Here is a 17,292-nt window from a genome sequence, read left to right as displayed (position 1 = left end):
TCCCGGATTGCCAGGCGAAGCGCTTTTCTTTAAAGCCTCGCCATGACCCAGACAGCACATCCCGACTCCGTTCTCATCGTCGATTTCGGCAGCCAGGTGACCCAGCTCATCGCACGGCGCGTGCGCGAGGCCGGCGTCTATTGCGAGATCGTTCCCTTTCAATCCGCCGAAGAGGGCTTCAAGCGCCTGCAGCCGAAGGCGGTGATTCTGTCCGGCAGTCCGGCTTCGACGGTCGACGAAGGGTCGCCGCGAGCACCCCAGATCATCTTCGACAGCGGCCTGCCGCTCTTCGGCATCTGCTACGGTCAGCAGACGATGTGCATGCAGCTCGGCGGCAAGGTCGAAAGCGGCCATCACCGCGAATTCGGCCGCGCCTTCCTCGACGTCGACAAGGACTGCCAGCTGTTCGAAGGCCTCTGGTCCTCCGGTTCGCGCCATCAGGTGTGGATGAGCCATGGCGACCGCGTCACGGCGCTGCCGGATGGTTTCGAGGTGGTCGCCACCTCTTCCAATGCGCCCTTCGCCTTCATCGCCGACGAGAAGCGCAAATATTACGGCGTGCAGTTCCATCCGGAGGTCGTCCATACTCCCGACGGCGCCAAGCTGATCGGCAACTTCATTCACAATGTCGCGGGCATCAAGGGTGACTGGTCGATGTCGGCCTATCGCCAGAAGGCGGTCGAAGAGATCCGCAAGCAGGTGGGCGACAAGCGCGTCATCTGCGCGCTTTCGGGCGGCGTCGACAGCTCCGTCGCGGCGCTGCTGATCCATGAGGCCGTCGGCGACCAGCTGACCTGCATCCTCGTCGACCACGGCCTGATGCGCAAGGACGAGGCGGCCAATGTCGTCGCCATGTTCCGCGAGCATTACAATCTGCACCTCCTGCATGTCGATGCGTCGGACCGTTTCATCGGCGAGCTCGAAGGCGTCAGCGATCCGGAGACCAAGCGTAAGATCATCGGCCGGCTCTTCATCGAGACCTTCGAGGAAGAGGCGAAGAAGCTCGGCGGCGCCGATTTCCTCGGCCAGGGCACGCTCTATCCCGACGTCATCGAGAGCGTTTCCTTCACCGGCGGCCCGTCGGTGACGATCAAGTCGCATCACAATGTCGGCGGCTTGCCGGAGCGCATGAAGATGCAGCTCGTCGAGCCGCTGCGCGAACTCTTCAAGGATGAGGTGCGCGCGCTCGGCCGCGAGCTCGGCCTGCCCGACAGCTTCATCGGCCGCCATCCCTTCCCCGGTCCGGGCCTTGCGATCCGTTGCCCCGGCGGCATCACCCGCGAGAAGCTGGAGATCCTGCGCGAAGCCGATGCGATCTATCTCGACGAAATCCGCAAGGCCGGGCTCTACGACGCCATCTGGCAGGCCTTCGCCGTGCTGCTGCCCGTCCAGACCGTCGGCGTCATGGGCGACGGACGCACCTACGAATTCGTCTGCGCATTGCGCGCGGTCACGTCAGTCGACGGCATGACGGCGGATTTCTACCACTACGACATGGAATTCCTCGGCCGCGCCGCCACCCGCATCATCAACGAGGTGCGCGGCATCAACCGCGTGGTCTACGACGTCACATCGAAGCCGCCCGGCACGATCGAATGGGAATGAGGGCAGAAGCCGCCCTCCGAGACCGCTATTTCAGCGGCAGAAACAGCTCCGCCACCGCCTCATGCTCCGGCACCTCCGGGAAGAAGCTTAGCCGCTGGCAATAGATCGGGAAATCGCGTGCTTGCTCGCCGCTCGCCGGAAGCCAGTCGCGATAAAGGTAGAGTGCCGGCCTCCAGATTATCGGTATTGCCGAGGACGCGCAGCGCCCGCCGGGGATCTCGCCGGCTTTGATCCCTTCGCCCGCCTCGATCGGCCGGCTGGTCCCCACGCAGAGGTCGACGCTATAATCGGCAGGCTCAGCAGGGCGCCGTTCTGAACGCCAGACGTTGAAGGTCGGACTTGTCCTGGGGTGCAGACCGGCGGCCTTGCGCCAGGCGATGAACCGCTGGATGGTGGCGGCGAGCATCGCCGGGTCACCCCGATGCTGCATGATCGCCACCGGCGTGGGCGGCACATTGCGGATCGTCATGTCGTTGGGGGTAAAAGTCTTCTGCATCAGCTTGCTCCTGGCGTTGTCGAGAGGTCCGAAGGCCGCAAGCCACGGCTCCCAGTCGGGAGACTTCCGGAACGACGAAGGCGATTGACCGAACCTTTGCCGAAAGGCGCGGGCGAAAGCATCCGGTGCGGTGTAGCCGGCCTTCATCGTATAGCCAAAAACCAATTGCAAATTAAAATCAGTTGATCTAGCCTGTTTCCTATCGGTGCGCAGCCGAACGCACGTGGATGCTCCGTTCAAAAAGGGAAGTTGGCATGGCCAAGCTCGTATTCGGGATGAACCAGTCGCTGGACGGCTACGTCGACCACACGGCCTTCGGGCCAAGCCCCATCCTCTTCCGCCACTTCGTCGAGCAGGCTCGGAGGCAGGCGGGCAGCGTCTACGGCCGCCGGACGTATGAGGTCATGCGTTATTGGGATGAGGATCATCCCGAGTGGAATGCAGAGGAACAGGCCTTTGCAGCGGCGTGGCGGAAGCAGCCGAAATGGGTGGTCTCGCGGTCATTGACGTCGGTCGGCCCCAACGCCAGCCTTGTCGGGGATGATCTCGAGGGCGCGATGCGCGCTCTAAAGGCCGAGCGTGACGGAGAGATCGAAGTTGCCGGGCCGGACCTGGCGCAAAGCCTTACCGGACTCGGCCTGATTGATGAGTATCACATCTACCTGCATCCCGTCGTGCTTGGCCACGGCAAACCATATTTCGCCGGGCCCCGACCGCCGCTTCGTCTTGTGAGCCATAATCTGATCGACGAGAATGTGATCAAGCTCACCTATGTTCCTGCCTAATGAGGAGCCGCAAGTGACGTTGCCGGCGAAGACGGAAGGCACGCATAGGCCGGCCGAGGTTCAGTCACCACGGCCGGCCTTGATTGTGTAAGGACGTTGCGGATCCAGAGCCAGCTTCAGCGGCCGTAAGTCACCTCGATCGAGGCCTTGTCGAGCGTGTTGGCCCTGACATAGAAGCCGACCATGGCGCCCGGCGCCGTCTCCGGAAGCGGAAGCTTGTCCACCTTGAGCGCGTAGACGGTGAACTGGTAGCGGTGCGGCTTATCGCCGGTCGGCGGGCATGCGCCGCCATATCCGGAAGTGCCAAAATCGGTGTGACCTTCCACGGCGCCTGCGGGAAGCTTCTTGCCACCACTTGCGCCGGTGGCAATCTTCGAAATATCTGCGGGGATATTGAACACCGACCAATGCCACCAGCCGGAGCCTGTGGGCGCATCCGGATCGTATGCCATGACGGCGAAGCTCTTGGTACCCTCGGGCGCGCCCGACCAGGCCAGTTCCGGCGAAATGTTTCCGCCCGAGCAGCCGAAGCCGTTGAAGACCTGCGCGTCGGCCATGGCCTTGCCGGCGGCTAGATCCTTCGAGGTGAGCTTCATTTCGGCGTGGGCGGCCGTGGCGCCGAAGACGGAGGCGGCCATAAGTGCTGCTGTGATCAAACGCATTGTTGTTCTCCTTGGTTGACGATGCCGGGAAACTATCGTCACCGCTCCAGCGCATCTGCCCCGCTCTGCTCAATTTCTGCCCCGATCCGCTCAAAGTGCTCGGGGCCGCTGCGTACATGACGCGGGCTGACGCCAAACCGCTCCTTGAAGCGTGCGGAAAATTGCGAAGGCGAATCGTAACCGACCTCCAGCGCAACCTGCGCCATCGGCAATGTCGTCGTCTGGATAAGCGCCAGAGCGCGGTTCATCCGGGTATCGCTCAAGACCTCGCTGAAGGCGGTATTCTCGGCGGAGAGCCTCCGCCTCAGCGTCGCCTCACTCATGTTGAACAAGCCCGCAGCATTCGCCAGCGTCCAGGCGCCGGCCGGATCAGCTTCGATCATCTGCCGCAGCCGGTCCTCAAGTCGAGGGCTTTCGCATCGGCCGAGCACCGCCCCGCAGAGCGCGAACCAGGTGACGAGTTCCATCAGACGGGCCTTGGCGATGGCGCCCGGAAGCCGCGCCAGATTGCCCGGCTGACTGCAATATTCGAACAAGGCAGCAGCTTCCTCCGGCAGCCTCGAGGTGCTGGCCGGAAGAGGCCGTGATGGCACGGCGACCGATCCCATCCTATCATAAGCGTCCTCGAAAAGCTGTCGCGGAATTGGAAGCGCCAGGGTCTGATATTTCTGCGGCGCCTTCGGAATGTTCTCCATCGTCAACGGCCGGTGGTCGGGCAAGAGGCCGTAATCGCCGGCCTCAAGGCGCAAAGGCTTGTCATCCGACATGACGATCTTCGTTCCAGACTGGACCTGGATCAGCAGCGGGCTGGTCGTGACGAGGCGATGGAAGCAGGCTCGCCCACCCTGGCGGATCAATGCCCTGGTCGGAATGGGAAAGACGTCGTCGAGCATATTTTCTCCGCCAGCGGATGTTCAGAACGGCGACCGGAGGGGCCAGCATGACGTCGCCCGCTCGGCCATCGACTAGGTGCTCGGGAATACCAAAACCACATGCCGGCAGCAACCATGCCAGCGGCACGGCACTTGATTAGGCCTAATTACCGGCCGACCGGCGCACATAGTCGACCAGCGCGCGCAGTTTCACTGGCTGCCTCTGGCGCCTGGGATAATAGAGATAGAAGCCCGGAAATGGCGGGCAGAACTCCACCAGCAGCGGCACGAGTTCGCCGCGATCGATATAGGGCTCGAAAGTTTCCACCATGCCGAAGGTGATTCCGGCCCCAGCGCAGGCGATGCGGATCATCATTCCCATGTCATTGGTCGTGACCACGGGATCGACGGCGACGTCGAAGTCGCGGTCGTTCTCCGTGAACTCCCAGCGATAGGGCGCGGTATCCGGGCGCGGCCGCCATCCGATGCAGGCGTGGTTCTCCAGGTCGCGGGGATGGCGAGGCGAACCGTGACGCTCGAGATAGCTTGGCGATGCGGCGGCGCATTGTCTCTGTGGAGACGAAACCGAAATCGCGATCATATCCTGCTCGATCACCTCGCCCAGTCTCACACCAGCGTCGAAGCCGGCTTCGACGATGTCGAATTCGTCATCGGTGATGGTGATATCGAGCTTGATGCCCGGGCAGGCCTGCATAAAGCCGGCGAGCAAAGTCCCGGATAGGAAGCGCTCGGCGATGGAGGAAACGGTGATCCGCAGCAGGCCGCTCGGGCGCGCCTGCATGTCGCGCACCGTCTGCATCGCATCCCTGACCTGGCGCATCGAGGGACGAACCACCTCAAGGAAGACTTCGCCGGCCTCGGTCAGGCTGACGCTGCGCGTCGTGCGCTGAACCAGGGGCGCACCAAGCCGGTCCTCAAGACGCTGCAAGGCCTGGCTGACGGCGGAGCGGGTCACGCCCAGACGCTCGCCGGCGAGCCGGAAATTCCGGGCCTCCGCTACGGCGAGAAAGACTGAAATGCCTTCGAGATCATCGGCCATTGGTTAGCAATGTTAACCAAGCCATCCGGCATTGGCAACTTAATCGCGCGGCTCGCCAAGATTATCTTCCTGTCGAGGTCAAGGCATGGCCTAGCCCCAAGCGCTCCCCGCTCGAAAGGAGGCGCGATGCGAAAGTTTTACAGCAGCCCAGTTCTGCATCTCTTCACCGCCATCATTCTGACCGGCACCGCGACGCCGGCGTGGTCGGCCGACGCCCCGAACGTGCGAAAAACCAAGTTCCAACAGCCAAGCGAGAACACCATGCAGCAGCATCCCTATGTCGGAATGTGGGTCACCGACGACGGCCGCGTCCGACACGGACTCCTGCCCGACAATCGTTACGACGAGGCCCGCGGAAGCCGGGAGAGCGCCTATCGCGGACGCTACGAAGTCACCGGAACGCACATTGAATACTGGGACGATACGGGCTTCACCGCCGACGGCGATTTCGTCGACGACAATACGCTCCATCACGGCGGCATGGTGCTTCGCCGCAAATGACCGCTCGCGCACAGGAAAGGGCCGCATAGGACGGCCGGAAAGGATGACGACCATGTCTTCCACCACACCCATCTGGTTCATCACCGGCGCATCATCCGGCCTCGGCCGGGCACTCGCCGAAGCGGTCCTGGCGCGCGGGTGGCGCGCTGCCGTTACGGCGCGCAGACCCGATACGCTCAGCGATCTCACAGCAGCGCATGGGAAGCGGGCGCTGGCCCTCGCCCTCGACCTAACCGACGGCCGCTCCATCGCCGCTGCGGTCCACGCCGCCGAGGCGCATTTCGGCGCCATCGATGTTCTCGCCAATAATGCCGGCTACGGCTATCTCTCGGCGATCGAAGAGGGCGAGGATGCCGAGATCCGCGCCCAATTCGAGACCAATGTCTTCGGGTTGATCGCCGTGACCAAACAGGTTCTGCCCCGCATGCGCTCACGCCGGCAGGGGCATATCTTCAACGTCTCGTCGCTCGGCGGGCTCGTCGCCTTCGCCGCGACCGGCTACTACCACGCCACGAAATTCGCGGTCGAAGCCCTGTCGGAATCGCTGGCCCATGAGGTCGGGCCGCTTGGCATTCGTGTGACGATCCTGGAGCCCGCCGGCTTCCGCACAGATTGGGCCGGCCGGTCGATGGTCGAATCCAGCACGATCATCGAAGACTATGCCGAGACCGCGGGCAAGCGGCGCCAGGCCACCCGCTCAATCGCCGGCAAGCAGCCGGGCGATCCCGCGCGCGCGGCAAGCGCAATCATATCGGCCTTCGAGGCGGGCGAACCGCCGCTGCGTCTGCTGCTCGGGGCAGCTTCCCTGAAGATCGCCCGCGATCGGCTCGACACGCTGCGCGCCAATTTCGATGCGTGGGCGAAGACGACTCTCAGCGCCGATTTTCCGAGTTGACCATCACGAAAATCCTCAATCTGCTCATGGAGTTTGAAATGTCTGATATCGAAGGAAAAGTCATTGCCATCACCGGAGCCAGCAGCGGCATTGGAGAGGCCACGGCAAAAGTGCTGGCCGCCGCCGGCGCGCGAGTCGTGATCGGCGCGCGCCGCAGCGACCGCCTGGAGGCGCTCGCCGGCGAAATCGAAGCCGGGGGTGGAACGGTGCGTCTGCGCAAGCTCGACGTCACCGACCGTGTCCAGGTGGAAGCCTTTGCAGGCTTCGCCAAGGCCGAATTCGGCCGGCTCGATGTCATCATCAACAATGCCGGCGTCATGCCGCTGTCGCCGCTCGACGCGCTCAAGGTCGACGAGTGGGACCGGATGGTCGACGTCAACATCAAGGGTGTCCTCTACGGCATAGCGGCAGCGCTTCCGATCATGAAGGCACAGGGATCGGGGCAGATCATCAACCTGTCTTCGATCGGCGGCCACAGCGTCTCGCCGACCGCGGCCGTCTATTGCGCAACGAAATTTGCCGTGCGGGCGATTTCGGACGGGCTACGGCAGGAGACCGACCGTATCCGCGTGACCGTCATCTCGCCCGGCACGACGACATCCGAGCTTGCCGACACGATCACCGACACGACGGCGCGGGACGCCATGAAGGCTTTCAGGGCGATCACCATCAGCCCGAAAGCCGTCGCCAATGCGATCCTCTATGCCATCAGCCAGCCTGACGACGTCGATGTCAGCGAAATCATCATCCGCCCGACGGCCAGCCCGCATTGAGCAGCCACGTCCCGTGGAATTGTCCGGCCGCTCAAAAGCCCAGCGACTGCTGGGCAGGCGGCGGCGGGCCGAGGCTGACGCCTTCGAGCTCCAGCATGCGGGCCTTCGATGACGAGCCGCCGGGCGCCGAGAAGCCGCCGATCTTGCCGCCGGCGGCAAGCACCCGGTGGCAGGGGATAATCAGGGCGACCGGGTTCTTGGCCATCGCCTGGCCGACGTCGCGAGCCGCTTCCGGCCCGGCGCCGAGTTCCCTGGCCAGCGCGCCGTAAGTGGTCGTGCTGCCCCAGCCAACACGCCTTGCCGCCGCATAGATATCCCGGAAGAAGTCATTCTGGTCGGCAAGATCGAGTTCGACGCCCGAGAAATCGGTTTCCTCGCCTTGGAAATAGCGCCTCACGGCCGCTACCGTCTCCACCACCTCAGGCGTCGGGGCGCCGGGTTGGGCATCCGGCAGGCGGCGCAGCAGCAGCCGTTCCGTCGCCTCCGCGGTTTTCGTCGGTAATTGGAAACGGGCGATGCCGGCGTCGCTCCAGGCGATGCCGCAGAAGCCGCCAGCGGTTTCGAAGATGAGATAGTGATGCATCGTCTCGGCCATGACACAGCCTCCGCATTTACGATCTCCCAAAGGATCCTATGGCGAGACCCCGGTTTCAACCCGTTTCTTGCGAAAATCGTTCTTTTTTTGTTCCTATCGGCTTGGAAGCCGATGAAGCAGGCGCTTTTGATGTTCGTCCGTGATCTCGACGGCAAGGCAAGATCAACATAGCGGCAACCTGCTTTTCTTCGGGATTGCCCCCGGTTGAGACAAGGGTGCCGGTGAGGCTTGCGCTCGCCGGATTTCCGCGCATAAAGCTGGTCGGCTGGTGAACGCGGAGCAAGGACAGCATGGAAGGTTCGGAGATCATCATCCCAGGCGATACGCCGGGAACGGAGTGGCGGCTGCCGGTGCTGCGTTTTGCGGGCCGTAATCCGAAGGCTCCGAAGGCCTATATCCAGGCGGCGCTTCACGCCGGTGAGCTGCCGGGAACGGCGCTCCTGCATTTCCTTTGCGAGCGCCTGCGGCGGGCGGAAAGCGAAGGCGCGGTCGCCGGCGACATCACCATCGTGCCGCAGGCCAACCCGATCGGCGCGGCGCAATCGCATTTCGGCGACTTGCAGGGCCGCTTCGATCTCGGCTCGCGTACCAATTTCAATCGGGATTTTCCGCTGATCAGCGTCGCCGATCGGCCGATGCTGACGGAAGACCTGAATGATTATCCGGCTACGGACCAGCTGAAGCGGCGACTTCTGGATATGGCGCTCGGCGCCGATCTCGTCCTCGATCTGCACTGCGACGATGAATCGCTGCAATATGCCTATATCGATGAGGCCTTCTGGCCGGAGGCGGCCGATCTTGCCGCCGCGCTCGACATGGAGGCGGTGCTGCTTTCGGATGGCGAAAGCTCGGCCTTCGAGGAGGCCGTCGGTTTTGCATGGAAATATGCGGTTCCCGGTGAACGACAATCCCGGCTGCCGGGCAAGCTTTCGGTCACGGTCGAGCTGCGCGGCAAGCGCGACGTCGATCCGCTGCTGGCGAAGCGGGATGCGGACGGGCTCTGGCGTTTTCTCGCGGCACGGGGGATCGTGAGCGACGACAGAATGGCGCCGGCCATGTTTGCCGGTCCCGCCGTGCCGCTCGACAATGTCGAGATCATTCGCGCTCCCGAAGGCGGCGCCGTGCTCTTCCATCGCACGATCGGCGACAGGGTTGCAGAGGGCGAGCTTCTGGCGACGATCGTCACCCGGCCCGGTCGGCCTGACGGCAGCATCGATCTGCATGCACCGCAGGATGGGCTGGTCCTGACCCGAACCTCGGATCGGCTGGTGCGCCGGCGCGGCGACCTGATGAAGATCGTCTGCGCCAGGCCGAGCAAGGCCGCACGCAAGGCCGGCACGCTGGAGAGTTGAACAAACGGTGCCCGGGATAAATGCCGGGCGGCATTTGCGCCGTCTCTCGCGCATGTTATCCCGCTGCCATCACAGGGAGAACGATCGGGCATGGCCGTCACCATCTATGGGATCAAGAATTGCGACACGATGAAGAAAGCCCGCAGCTGGCTGGAAGAACACGGCGTCGCCTATGAGTTTCACGATTACAAGGCGTTCAGCATCGACCGCCCCCATCTCGAAGCCTGGATCGACCAGGCCGGCCTTGATGCGGTGCTCAACCGCGCCGGCACCACCTTTCGCAAACTGCCCGATGCCGAGCGCGAGAATCTGAGCCGGGAAAAGGCGATCGCGCTGATGCTCGACCAGCCGTCGATGATCAAGCGGCCGGTGCTGGAGACCGAAGGCAAGCTGGTGATCGGCTTCAAGCCGGAGAATTACGCGGATATATTCGGGCGCTGAGCAATGTCCAAGACCACGCGCGCGACACAGGTTCTTTCCCAGGCAGGCGTCGCCTTCACCATCCACATCTATGTTTATGACCCGGGCGCGGAGCGCGTCGGGCTGCAGGCGGCGGAAGCCCTTGCTGAGGCGCCGCAGCGGGTGCTGAAGACGCTAATGGCCGAGGTGGACGGCAAGCCGGTCTGCGTCGTGGTGCCTTCGGATCGCGAGGTCAGCATGAAGAAGCTCGCCAGCGCCTTTCGCGGCAAGTCGGCCAATATGATGAAGCCGGCCGATGCCGAGCGGCTGACCGGCTACCATGTCGGCGGCATCAGTCCCTTCGGCCAGAGGAAGGCCGTGCCGACGGCGATCGAGGAAACCGCTCTCGCCGAACCGCTGGTCTATATCAATGGCGGACAGCGCGGGCTGCAGGTGCGGCTTGATCCGAAAGATGCGCTGAGAGCGTTGAAAGCGGTCGGTGCATCATTGATCGCCTGATTAGAGGAAACGCGCGAGTAGACCGGAAATCGCCTTCGCCTCGTCTTCGGCAAGCTTGCTGCCGACATGGGCCTCGATCGCTGCCGCATAGACAGCCCACATCCGTGTGCGAAGCGTTCGGCCGGCATCGGTAATCACAACCCAGCGCCCACGGCCGTCCTCGGCGAAGACCTCGCGCCGGACCAGGCCCTCTCTTTCCAGCCGGTCGATCAGCCGGGAAAGATTATACTGCGCCAGCAAGGTTCGCTCCTCGATCTCGTAGGGCCGCAGCTTGCCGTCTTTCGAGCGCGCCAATTCCCACAGCACGTCATACCAGGCAAGCGGCGGCATGCCGGCCGTTTTCAGATCGGCTTCGATCGCGGCGAGCAGCCGTTCGCCGGCGCGCATGATGCTGATCCAGGCAGAGGTGGCGGCTTCGCTCAGCTTCGTTGTCTTTTCCATCATAGATGCAAATACATTTATCTTGCATAAGGCCGCAAGCGCTATTATATGCATATGCATCTATTAAAACGAGGAGACGTTCATGAGCAGGCTTACCCTCATCAGCCACCATCTCTGCCCCTATGTGCAACGCGCCGCCATCGTACTTCGCGAAAAGGGTGTTCCCTTCGAGCGCATCAACATCGACCTTGCCAACAAGCCGGACTGGTTCCTGCAGATCTCGCCGCTCGGCAAGGTGCCGCTGCTGAGGATCGAGGACGAAGAAGGCGGCGAGGCCGTCCTCTTCGAAAGCAGCGTCATCTGCGAATATCTGGAGGAGACGCAGCCGGGGCCCGCCCTGCATCCTGCCGATCCGCTTGCCCGCGCCCGCCATCGCGGCTGGATGGAATTCGGCTCATCCGTGCTTTCCGATCTCTGGGGCTATGAAACCGCCACGGACGCGGAACAGCTGGAGGCCAAGCGCAAGATGCTGATCGCCAAGTTCACGACGCTCGAAGGAGCACTCGCGGACGGACCTTATTTTTCCGGCAGCAGCTTCAGCCTCGTCGATGCCGTTTTCGCGCCGATCTTTCGGTATTTCGATGTTTTCGACAGGCTGGGAGATAGCGGCATCTTCGCGGGGCTTGAACGGGTGACGCGCTGGCGGAGCGCGCTCGGCGAACGGCGAAGCGTGAAAGACGCCGTCGGCGAAGATTATCCGCAGCGGCTGATGGAATTCCTCGACAAGCACAAGTCGATCCTGCTCGGCCTGCCTGCCGCGGCTTGACGCTTGCGCTGAAACCGGTCGGGCATCGCGCCGGCCGGTTTCGAATCGGCAGCGGCGCGCTTCATTTTCGCCGCAAACGGGTCTAAGTCTTTCAGCCTCTTGGAGCGGTTCAGCTTTCACGGAAGCGCAGAACCGCTCTACTCTTTTGTTTACGCAATTCCCGGCAAAAGCGCTTTGCGCTTTGCCTGAGAAAACCGCTTCGCACTTTTCCTGGAATTGCTCTAGCGTCGATGACAGAAGGCAGGTTGAATCATGACTTTCATGCCCCAGAGCCAGAACACCGTTGATCCCGTCAAGCTCGAGAAGCTCGCGGAAGTCGCCGTCAAGGTCGGTTTGCAGCTGCAGAAGGGCCAGGACCTGGTGATCACCGCGCCTGTCGTGGCGCTGCCGCTTGTCCGCCTCATCACCAAACACGCTTATCAGGCCGGCGCCGGGCTGGTGAGCGCCTTCTACTCCGACGAGGAAACGACGCTGGCGCGCTTCCAATATGGCAGTGACGAGAGCTTCGACCGCGCCTCCGACTGGCTCTACGAGGGCATGGCCAAGGCCTATGCCAACGGGGCGGCCCGCCTGGCCGTCGCCGGCGACAACCCGATGCTGCTTTCCGAACAGGATGCCGGCAAGGTCGGCCGCGCCAATCGCGCCACCTCCACCGCCTATAAGCCGGCGCTGGAAAAGATCTCGAATTTCGACATCAACTGGAACATCGTCTCCTATCCCAACCCCTCCTGGGCCAAGGTGGTCTTCCCCGACGACCCGGAGCCGATCGCGATCGCCAAGCTCGCCAAGGCGATCTTTGCTGCCTCGCGTGTCGATGTCAGCGACCCCGTCGCCGCCTGGGCGGAGCACAATGCCAATCTCGCCAAGCGCTCAGCCTGGCTGAACGGCGAGCGTTTTGCTTCGCTGCATTTCCGGGGGCCGGGCACCGATCTGACGGTCGGCCTCGCCGACGGACATGAATGGCACGGCGGCGCCTCCACCGCGAAGAACGGCATTACCTGCAATCCGAATATTCCGACCGAAGAGGTGTTCACCACGCCGCATGCATTGCGGGTCGAAGGTCATGTCTCGAGCACCAAACCGCTGTCGCATCAGGGCACGCTGATCGACAATATCCAGGTGCGCTTCGAAGGCGGGCGGATCGTCGAAGCCAAGGCGTCACGCGGCGAAGAGGTCTTGAACAAGGTGCTCGATACCGATGAGGGCGCGCGCCGGCTCGGCGAAGTGGCGCTCGTGCCGCATTCCTCGCCAATCTCGGCGAGCGGCATCCTGTTCTACAACACGCTGTTCGACGAAAACGCCTCGTGCCACATCGCGCTCGGCCAGTGCTACTCCAAGTGCTTCCTCAACGGCGCGACCCTCAGCCAGGAGCAGATCAAGGCGCAGGGCGGCAATTCCAGCCTGATCCACATCGACTGGATGATCGGCTCCAACAAGGTCGATATCGACGGCATCACACCGGACGGCTCGCGGGTCCCGGTGATGCGGCAGGGCGAATGGGCCTGAGCGGCATCACCTTGCGCTGACTGAGCCAGACGCCGGCAAGCACCAGGGCGAAACCGGCGATCTGCACCGGCGTCAGGCTCTGGCCGAGCGCCAGCCAGCCGAGCAGGGTCGCGACCACAGGGCTCAGAAAGCCGAGCGAGGAAATCGCCGAGGGCTCGACGCGCGACAGGCCGCGGAACCAGAGCAGATAGGTGAAAGCCGCACCCACCAGACCGAGATAGGCAATGCCGGCAATGTTTGCGATGTTCGGCGACGGCAGCGCCGGTTCCAGGAAGAGCGCAAAGGGTACCAAGAGAATACCGCCTGCCGACAGTTGCCAGGCGGTGAAGGTGAGGTTCGACACCGGCGGCGCCCAGCGCCGTGACAGCACGGTGCCGAACGCCATCGAAACCGCGCCGGCGATACCGGCGGCGACACCCACGGGATCGAGGCTCGCCTTCGGCGTCAGCACCAGCAGCGCGACCCCGGCCATGCCGGCAAGACCCGCCAGCACGGCAAGTGGCCGGACCGGCTTGCCGAGGAAAAGCCGCGACAGGGCGATGACGATCAGCGGCTGCACGGCACCGACGGTCGCGGCAACACCGCCGGGCAGCCGGTAGGCGGAGACGAACAGCATCGCCCAGAAGAACGAGAAGTTCAGCGCCCCGAGAAGGAAGGCGCGGCCCCACCAGACGCCCGTCGGCAGCTTCCGAACAATCAGTAGCAGAAGCAGGCCCGCCGGCAGGGCGCGCAGCAGAGCGACCGTCAACGGATAGCCCTGGGGCAGGAAGGATGTGGTGACGAAATAGGTGCTGCCCCAGATAGCGGGGGCGACAGCGGTCGTCAGCACATCCGCCAAGTATCGAGAATTTGTCTTCATCTCAAGAATCTCTACATCAAGATAAATTCGAACATAACGCAATTTATCTTGACGTCAAGATATGCAGTGGTATCCATCCCACATGGGTGAAGCGAAGCAAGATCACGTCGACCGGATTCTGGCGCAATGGCGGCGCGAGCGGCCGGATCTCGACGTCGAGCCGATGGGCATCCTCGGGCGCCTGAAACGCCTCGGCACCCATCTCGGCCGCGAAGTCGAAGCCATGCTCATGAAGCACGGGCTTTCCACCTCGGCCTTCGACGTGCTGGCCACACTTCGCCGCTCCGGCGCACCTCATCGGCTTTCGCCGGGCGAGCTCCTGGAAATGACCATGGTCAGCTCCGGCACGATGACGAACCGGATCGACCAGCTGGAGAAGGCGGGCCTGGTCGAGCGCATCGTCAATCCGCAGGATCGGCGCAGCGTGCTGATCGCGCTGACCGAAAAGGGGCTTGCGACCGTCGAAGAGGCGGTCGGCGCGCATGTCGCCAACCAGCAGCGGCTGACGCGCAACCTGACGGCCGAGGACAAGGCCGAGTTTGACCGACTGCTGAAGAAATTCCTCGCGGATTTCGAATAATAAGAGCCTTTCCAGGTCAGATTGAAGCATTCTGTTGGCTCAAACGGAGTCGGATGGTCGACCGGCCGGCGCGCGTCGTAGCCAAGCTCTACGGCCAAGCCGGCCGGTCGATCAGCCGGCCCGTTTCAGCCCTCCGGCAGAATGCTTCAATCTGACCAGGAAAGGCTCTTTAGATGGCGGCGAGCGCCTTGCTGACACGCTCCAGATGCGCCCTGCGCCTGGATTCCGTGGCGCGGTCCATATCGTGGAGGCTCAGCATGCGGAAGATAAGCTTCCTCGAACAGAAGTTGGCGATACCGCGCTTCAGCAGGCGGCGAACGGGATCGCCCATATAGAGATGCACCAGCCACCAGGGCGAGCCCGTCGTCGTCAGCGCATAGAGCAGCCTGATATTGGTGAGCTCAGGCACGATCCGGCCGCCAGCGGCGTCATGCGTGAAGGCCACACCTGGCGCGAAGACGCGATCGAAGAAGCCTTTCAGGATGGCTGGGAAATTGAACCACCACTGCGGAAAGACGAGGACGAGACCATCGGCCGCCTTCAGCCGGGCAACGATATCGGCCACATCAGAGGTGTCGTAGGGCATATCGAAGTAAGCACGGCGCTCGGCCTCGGAGAGTCGTGGATCGAAATCCTCGGCATAGAGATCGAGCAGATCGACGGCATGACCGGAAGCTTCCAGCGCTTGGCGAGCCGTGTGCGCCACCGCGGCAGCAAAACTGTCCGACAAGGGATGGGCGAGCACCAGCAGGATCCGCATCGTTAGAACAGGCTTCCCTGCTTCGTCGGTTCCGCCGGTTTTGTGCTGCGCTTCTTGGCGCCGCCAGGCGAGATGCTGCCTTCCGTGGTCATTGCGCCGACACGGCCGTCGGCAAATTCGATGGCGATGCCCATGCCGGCGGAAAGTGCGGCCGCCTGCGAGACCGGCCTGTTGTCCTCGTCGCGAATGACGGCGTAGCCGCGCTTCAGCACGTTCTTGTAGGAGAGCGACTGCAGCACGCGGTCCTGCGCGGAGAGCTCGGCGCGGCCGCGCGTCAGCTGGTGGCGGATCGCCGTATCGGCATGGCGCGAAAGGTTGCCGAGCCGCTCGCGACTGCGGTCTGTCTCGGTCTTCAGCCGGGCCGGCAGCGAGGCGAGGATGGCCTCGGCGCGGTCAATGCGGGACTTCGAGCGATCGACCAGGCGCTCGACGGTGCGCTCGGCCCGCGCCATGCGCTCGCTCAGAAGCTGGCGTCGCTCGGCGATGCGATTGGAGAGCACATCCGGGCGGAGATGCGAGGCGATGCGCTCGAAGCCGCGACGCTTGTTGATGGTGTTGAGTTCCAGCCCGCGGCCGAGGCCGGCCGCCGTCTCGTCGAAGCGGCGGCGCGGCAAGGCGAGAAGCTGATCAAGCGAGGGCAATGCCCGCATCAGACTACGGACGGACTGGCGGCGCTGATCCATCTGCCGGTTCATGCAACCCTGCAGGCGGGCGGCAAGTGCGGCCGCCTGCGCTTCGAGCTCCGCCTTGACGGGCACAGCCATCTCCGCCGCCCCGGTCGGCGTCGGAGCGCGCACATCGGCGGCATAGTCGATCAGCGTCCAGTCGGTCTCATGGCCGACGGCCGAGATCAGCGGTATGCGGCTTTCGGCAGCAGCGCGCACGACGATCTCGTCATTGAAACTCCAGAGATCTTCCAGGCTGCCGCCGCCGCGCGCGACGATCAGCACATCCGGACGCGGAATGGCGCCGGCGGGGTCCAGCGCGTTGAAGCCGCGGATGGCGTTCGCCACCTCCTCGCCGGATCCCTCCCCCTGCACCTTCACCGGCCAGACGAGGACTTGCACGGGAAACCGGTCGGAGATGCGGTGAAGGATATCGCGGATGACGGCGCCGGTCGGCGAGGTGACGACGCCGATCACATGCGGCATGAAGGGCAGCCGCTTCTTCCGGGCCGCATCGAACAAGCCTTCGCCGCCGAGCCTGCGCTTGCGCTCCTCGATCAGCGCCATCAGCGCGCCGGCGCCTGCCGGCTCCAGTGTCTCGATGACGATCTGATATTTCGAGGAGCCGGGAAAAGTGGTGACCTTGCCGGTGGCGATCACCTCCATGCCTTCCTCAGGACGGAACTTCAGCCGCGAGAAAGTGCCTTTCCAGATAACGGCGTCGATACGGGCGCGATCGTCCTTCAGTGCGAAATAAGCGTGGCCGGAGGAGTGCGGACCCCGATAGCCGGATATTTCGCCGCGCACGCGAACCTGATCGAAGGCGGTTTCGACGGTGCGCTTGATCGAGCCGGAAAGCTCCGAAACCGAATATTCGGCAAGGTTGGTCGGCGAATCGCTGTCGAAGAGGTTGCTCATCCCTCCTTTCTATTTCCATTGGCGGGAAACGGGAAGGTCGCGACAGCCGGAGAGACCGTTTTCCCGACTGCTGAAACCGGTGGCGAGGCAGAGTCGTCGCCGTTGCATCAAGACTCACGCTCCGGGCATTGCGTGCATGCGGTCGTTGCAGCGATAAGAATGACAAGAAAAACGGGAAAATTCGCTCCGTCGGGGAACGCATAGATAAAACGCGCGTTTTCTCTGAAAGGGATTGCTAACCACCGCAATACAAAGGATTTTCAGCCGAGAGAGCCGGTAAATC

The 17,292-nt window shown here is 63.2% G+C and carries 19 protein-coding genes and 1 pseudogene; 11 read left to right on the top strand and 9 right to left on the bottom strand.

Annotated features, from left to right (window positions below; translation table 11 throughout):
• Nucleotides 1-42: 42 nt before the first annotated feature.
• The gene (guaA, locus tag HJC04_RS08515; RefSeq protein ID WP_210629509.1) at nucleotides 43-1,605 is read left to right on the top strand and encodes a glutamine-hydrolyzing GMP synthase; all 1,563 of its coding nucleotides are present in this window, start codon (nucleotides 43-45) and stop codon (nucleotides 1,603-1,605) included.
• 25 nt (nucleotides 1,606-1,630) lie between these two features.
• On the opposite strand, the pseudogene HJC04_RS08510 reads toward guaA, so the two are convergent.
• Nucleotides 1,631-2,248: pseudogene (locus HJC04_RS08510) on the bottom strand (GyrI-like domain-containing protein); the annotation flags it as partial.
• A 107-nt stretch (nucleotides 2,249-2,355) separates the two neighbouring features.
• On the opposite strand from HJC04_RS08510, the gene HJC04_RS08505 reads away from it, so the two are divergent.
• Nucleotides 2,356-2,886, top strand: coding sequence for a dihydrofolate reductase family protein (locus HJC04_RS08505; RefSeq protein ID WP_221145735.1), 531 nt, complete (start codon nucleotides 2,356-2,358; stop codon nucleotides 2,884-2,886).
• A 116-nt stretch (nucleotides 2,887-3,002) separates the two neighbouring features.
• Here HJC04_RS08505 and HJC04_RS08500 read toward each other — a convergent pair whose 3' ends face one another.
• From HJC04_RS08500 to HJC04_RS08490, 3 genes are all read right to left on the bottom strand, one after another.
• Nucleotides 3,003-3,548 (bottom strand): YbhB/YbcL family Raf kinase inhibitor-like protein, encoded by a 546-nt coding sequence (locus tag HJC04_RS08500; RefSeq protein ID WP_210629511.1) that lies wholly within the window; start codon nucleotides 3,546-3,548, stop codon nucleotides 3,003-3,005.
• A 38-nt stretch (nucleotides 3,549-3,586) separates the two neighbouring features.
• Nucleotides 3,587-4,441, bottom strand: a complete 855-nt coding sequence (locus tag HJC04_RS08495) for a helix-turn-helix domain-containing protein (RefSeq protein WP_221145733.1) — start codon at nucleotides 4,439-4,441, stop codon at nucleotides 3,587-3,589.
• Nucleotides 4,442-4,583: 142 nt separating this feature from the next.
• Nucleotides 4,584-5,480, bottom strand: a complete 897-nt coding sequence (locus tag HJC04_RS08490; RefSeq protein WP_210629513.1) for a LysR family transcriptional regulator — start codon at nucleotides 5,478-5,480, stop codon at nucleotides 4,584-4,586.
• A gap of 126 nt (nucleotides 5,481-5,606) precedes the next feature.
• Here HJC04_RS08490 and HJC04_RS08485 point away from each other — a divergent pair, with 126 nt between their 5' ends.
• Genes HJC04_RS08485 through HJC04_RS08475 form a run of 3 tightly spaced genes read left to right on the top strand, consistent with a single transcriptional unit; the run spans nucleotide 5,607 to nucleotide 7,649 of the window.
• Nucleotides 5,607-5,981, top strand: coding sequence for an Atu4866 domain-containing protein (locus HJC04_RS08485; protein WP_221145731.1), 375 nt, complete (start codon nucleotides 5,607-5,609; stop codon nucleotides 5,979-5,981).
• A gap of 43 nt (nucleotides 5,982-6,024) precedes the next feature.
• Entirely contained in the window at nucleotides 6,025-6,876 is an 852-nt protein-coding gene (locus HJC04_RS08480) for an oxidoreductase (RefSeq protein WP_221145729.1), read from the top strand.
• 38 nt (nucleotides 6,877-6,914) lie between these two features.
• Entirely contained in the window at nucleotides 6,915-7,649 is a 735-nt protein-coding gene (locus HJC04_RS08475; RefSeq protein WP_210629516.1) for an SDR family oxidoreductase, read from the top strand.
• 31 nt (nucleotides 7,650-7,680) lie between these two features.
• Here HJC04_RS08475 and HJC04_RS08470 read toward each other — a convergent pair whose 3' ends face one another.
• Entirely contained in the window at nucleotides 7,681-8,244 is a 564-nt protein-coding gene (locus HJC04_RS08470; protein ID WP_210629517.1) for a methylated-DNA--[protein]-cysteine S-methyltransferase, read from the bottom strand.
• 290 nt (nucleotides 8,245-8,534) lie between these two features.
• Between HJC04_RS08470 and HJC04_RS08465 the strand changes: the two genes are divergently transcribed.
• The 3 genes from HJC04_RS08465 to ybaK all read left to right on the top strand — a co-directional run bounded on the left by HJC04_RS08465 (nucleotide 8,535) and on the right by ybaK (nucleotide 10,514).
• On the top strand, nucleotides 8,535-9,596 hold the full coding sequence (locus tag HJC04_RS08465; RefSeq protein WP_210629518.1) for a succinylglutamate desuccinylase/aspartoacylase family protein: 1,062 nt from the start codon (nucleotides 8,535-8,537) through the stop codon (nucleotides 9,594-9,596).
• A gap of 90 nt (nucleotides 9,597-9,686) precedes the next feature.
• The gene (locus tag HJC04_RS08460) at nucleotides 9,687-10,037 is read left to right on the top strand and encodes an ArsC family reductase (RefSeq protein WP_210629519.1); all 351 of its coding nucleotides are present in this window, start codon (nucleotides 9,687-9,689) and stop codon (nucleotides 10,035-10,037) included.
• 3 nt (nucleotides 10,038-10,040) lie between these two features.
• Complete coding sequence (ybaK, locus tag HJC04_RS08455) at nucleotides 10,041-10,514, top strand: Cys-tRNA(Pro) deacylase (RefSeq protein WP_221145727.1); 474 nt, start codon at nucleotides 10,041-10,043, stop codon at nucleotides 10,512-10,514.
• Here ybaK and HJC04_RS08450 read toward each other — a convergent pair whose 3' ends face one another.
• Nucleotides 10,515-10,958: a MarR family winged helix-turn-helix transcriptional regulator gene (locus HJC04_RS08450; protein WP_210629521.1), complete on the bottom strand. Its 444-nt coding sequence runs from the start codon at nucleotides 10,956-10,958 to the stop codon at nucleotides 10,515-10,517. It abuts the gene before it with no gap.
• A gap of 79 nt (nucleotides 10,959-11,037) precedes the next feature.
• Here HJC04_RS08450 and HJC04_RS08445 point away from each other — a divergent pair, with 79 nt between their 5' ends.
• Entirely contained in the window at nucleotides 11,038-11,721 is a 684-nt protein-coding gene (locus HJC04_RS08445) for a glutathione S-transferase family protein (protein ID WP_210629522.1), read from the top strand.
• Between the two features lie 252 nt (nucleotides 11,722-11,973).
• Nucleotides 11,974-13,227 carry an aminopeptidase gene (locus HJC04_RS08440; protein ID WP_210629523.1) on the top strand — a complete coding sequence of 418 codons (1,254 nt, stop codon included), beginning with the start codon at nucleotides 11,974-11,976 and terminating at the stop codon, nucleotides 13,225-13,227.
• Here the strand turns inward: HJC04_RS08440 and HJC04_RS08435 are convergent.
• Nucleotides 13,175-14,086, bottom strand: coding sequence for an EamA family transporter (locus tag HJC04_RS08435; protein ID WP_221145725.1), 912 nt, complete (start codon nucleotides 14,084-14,086; stop codon nucleotides 13,175-13,177). The two genes, HJC04_RS08440 and HJC04_RS08435, sit on opposite strands and share 53 nt — an antisense overlap.
• Before the next feature lie 82 nt (nucleotides 14,087-14,168).
• On the opposite strand from HJC04_RS08435, the gene HJC04_RS08430 reads away from it, so the two are divergent.
• Nucleotides 14,169-14,666, top strand: coding sequence for a MarR family winged helix-turn-helix transcriptional regulator (locus HJC04_RS08430; protein ID WP_221122707.1), 498 nt, complete (start codon nucleotides 14,169-14,171; stop codon nucleotides 14,664-14,666).
• Between the two features lie 169 nt (nucleotides 14,667-14,835).
• On the opposite strand, the gene HJC04_RS08425 is transcribed toward HJC04_RS08430, so the two are convergent.
• Complete coding sequence (locus HJC04_RS08425) at nucleotides 14,836-15,426, bottom strand: NAD(P)H-dependent oxidoreductase (protein WP_210629526.1); 591 nt, start codon at nucleotides 15,424-15,426, stop codon at nucleotides 14,836-14,838.
• A gap of 2 nt (nucleotides 15,427-15,428) precedes the next feature.
• Nucleotides 15,429-17,009 (bottom strand): exodeoxyribonuclease VII large subunit, encoded by a 1,581-nt coding sequence (gene xseA / locus HJC04_RS08420; protein ID WP_210629527.1) that lies wholly within the window; start codon nucleotides 17,007-17,009, stop codon nucleotides 15,429-15,431.
• Nucleotides 17,010-17,292: the final 283 nt, after the last annotated feature.

The organism is Rhizobium sp. NLR8a (assembly GCF_019685235.1).
GTDB lineage: Bacteria > Pseudomonadota > Alphaproteobacteria > Rhizobiales > Rhizobiaceae > Rhizobium.
This window is presented reverse-complemented; position numbering and strand designations above follow the sequence as displayed.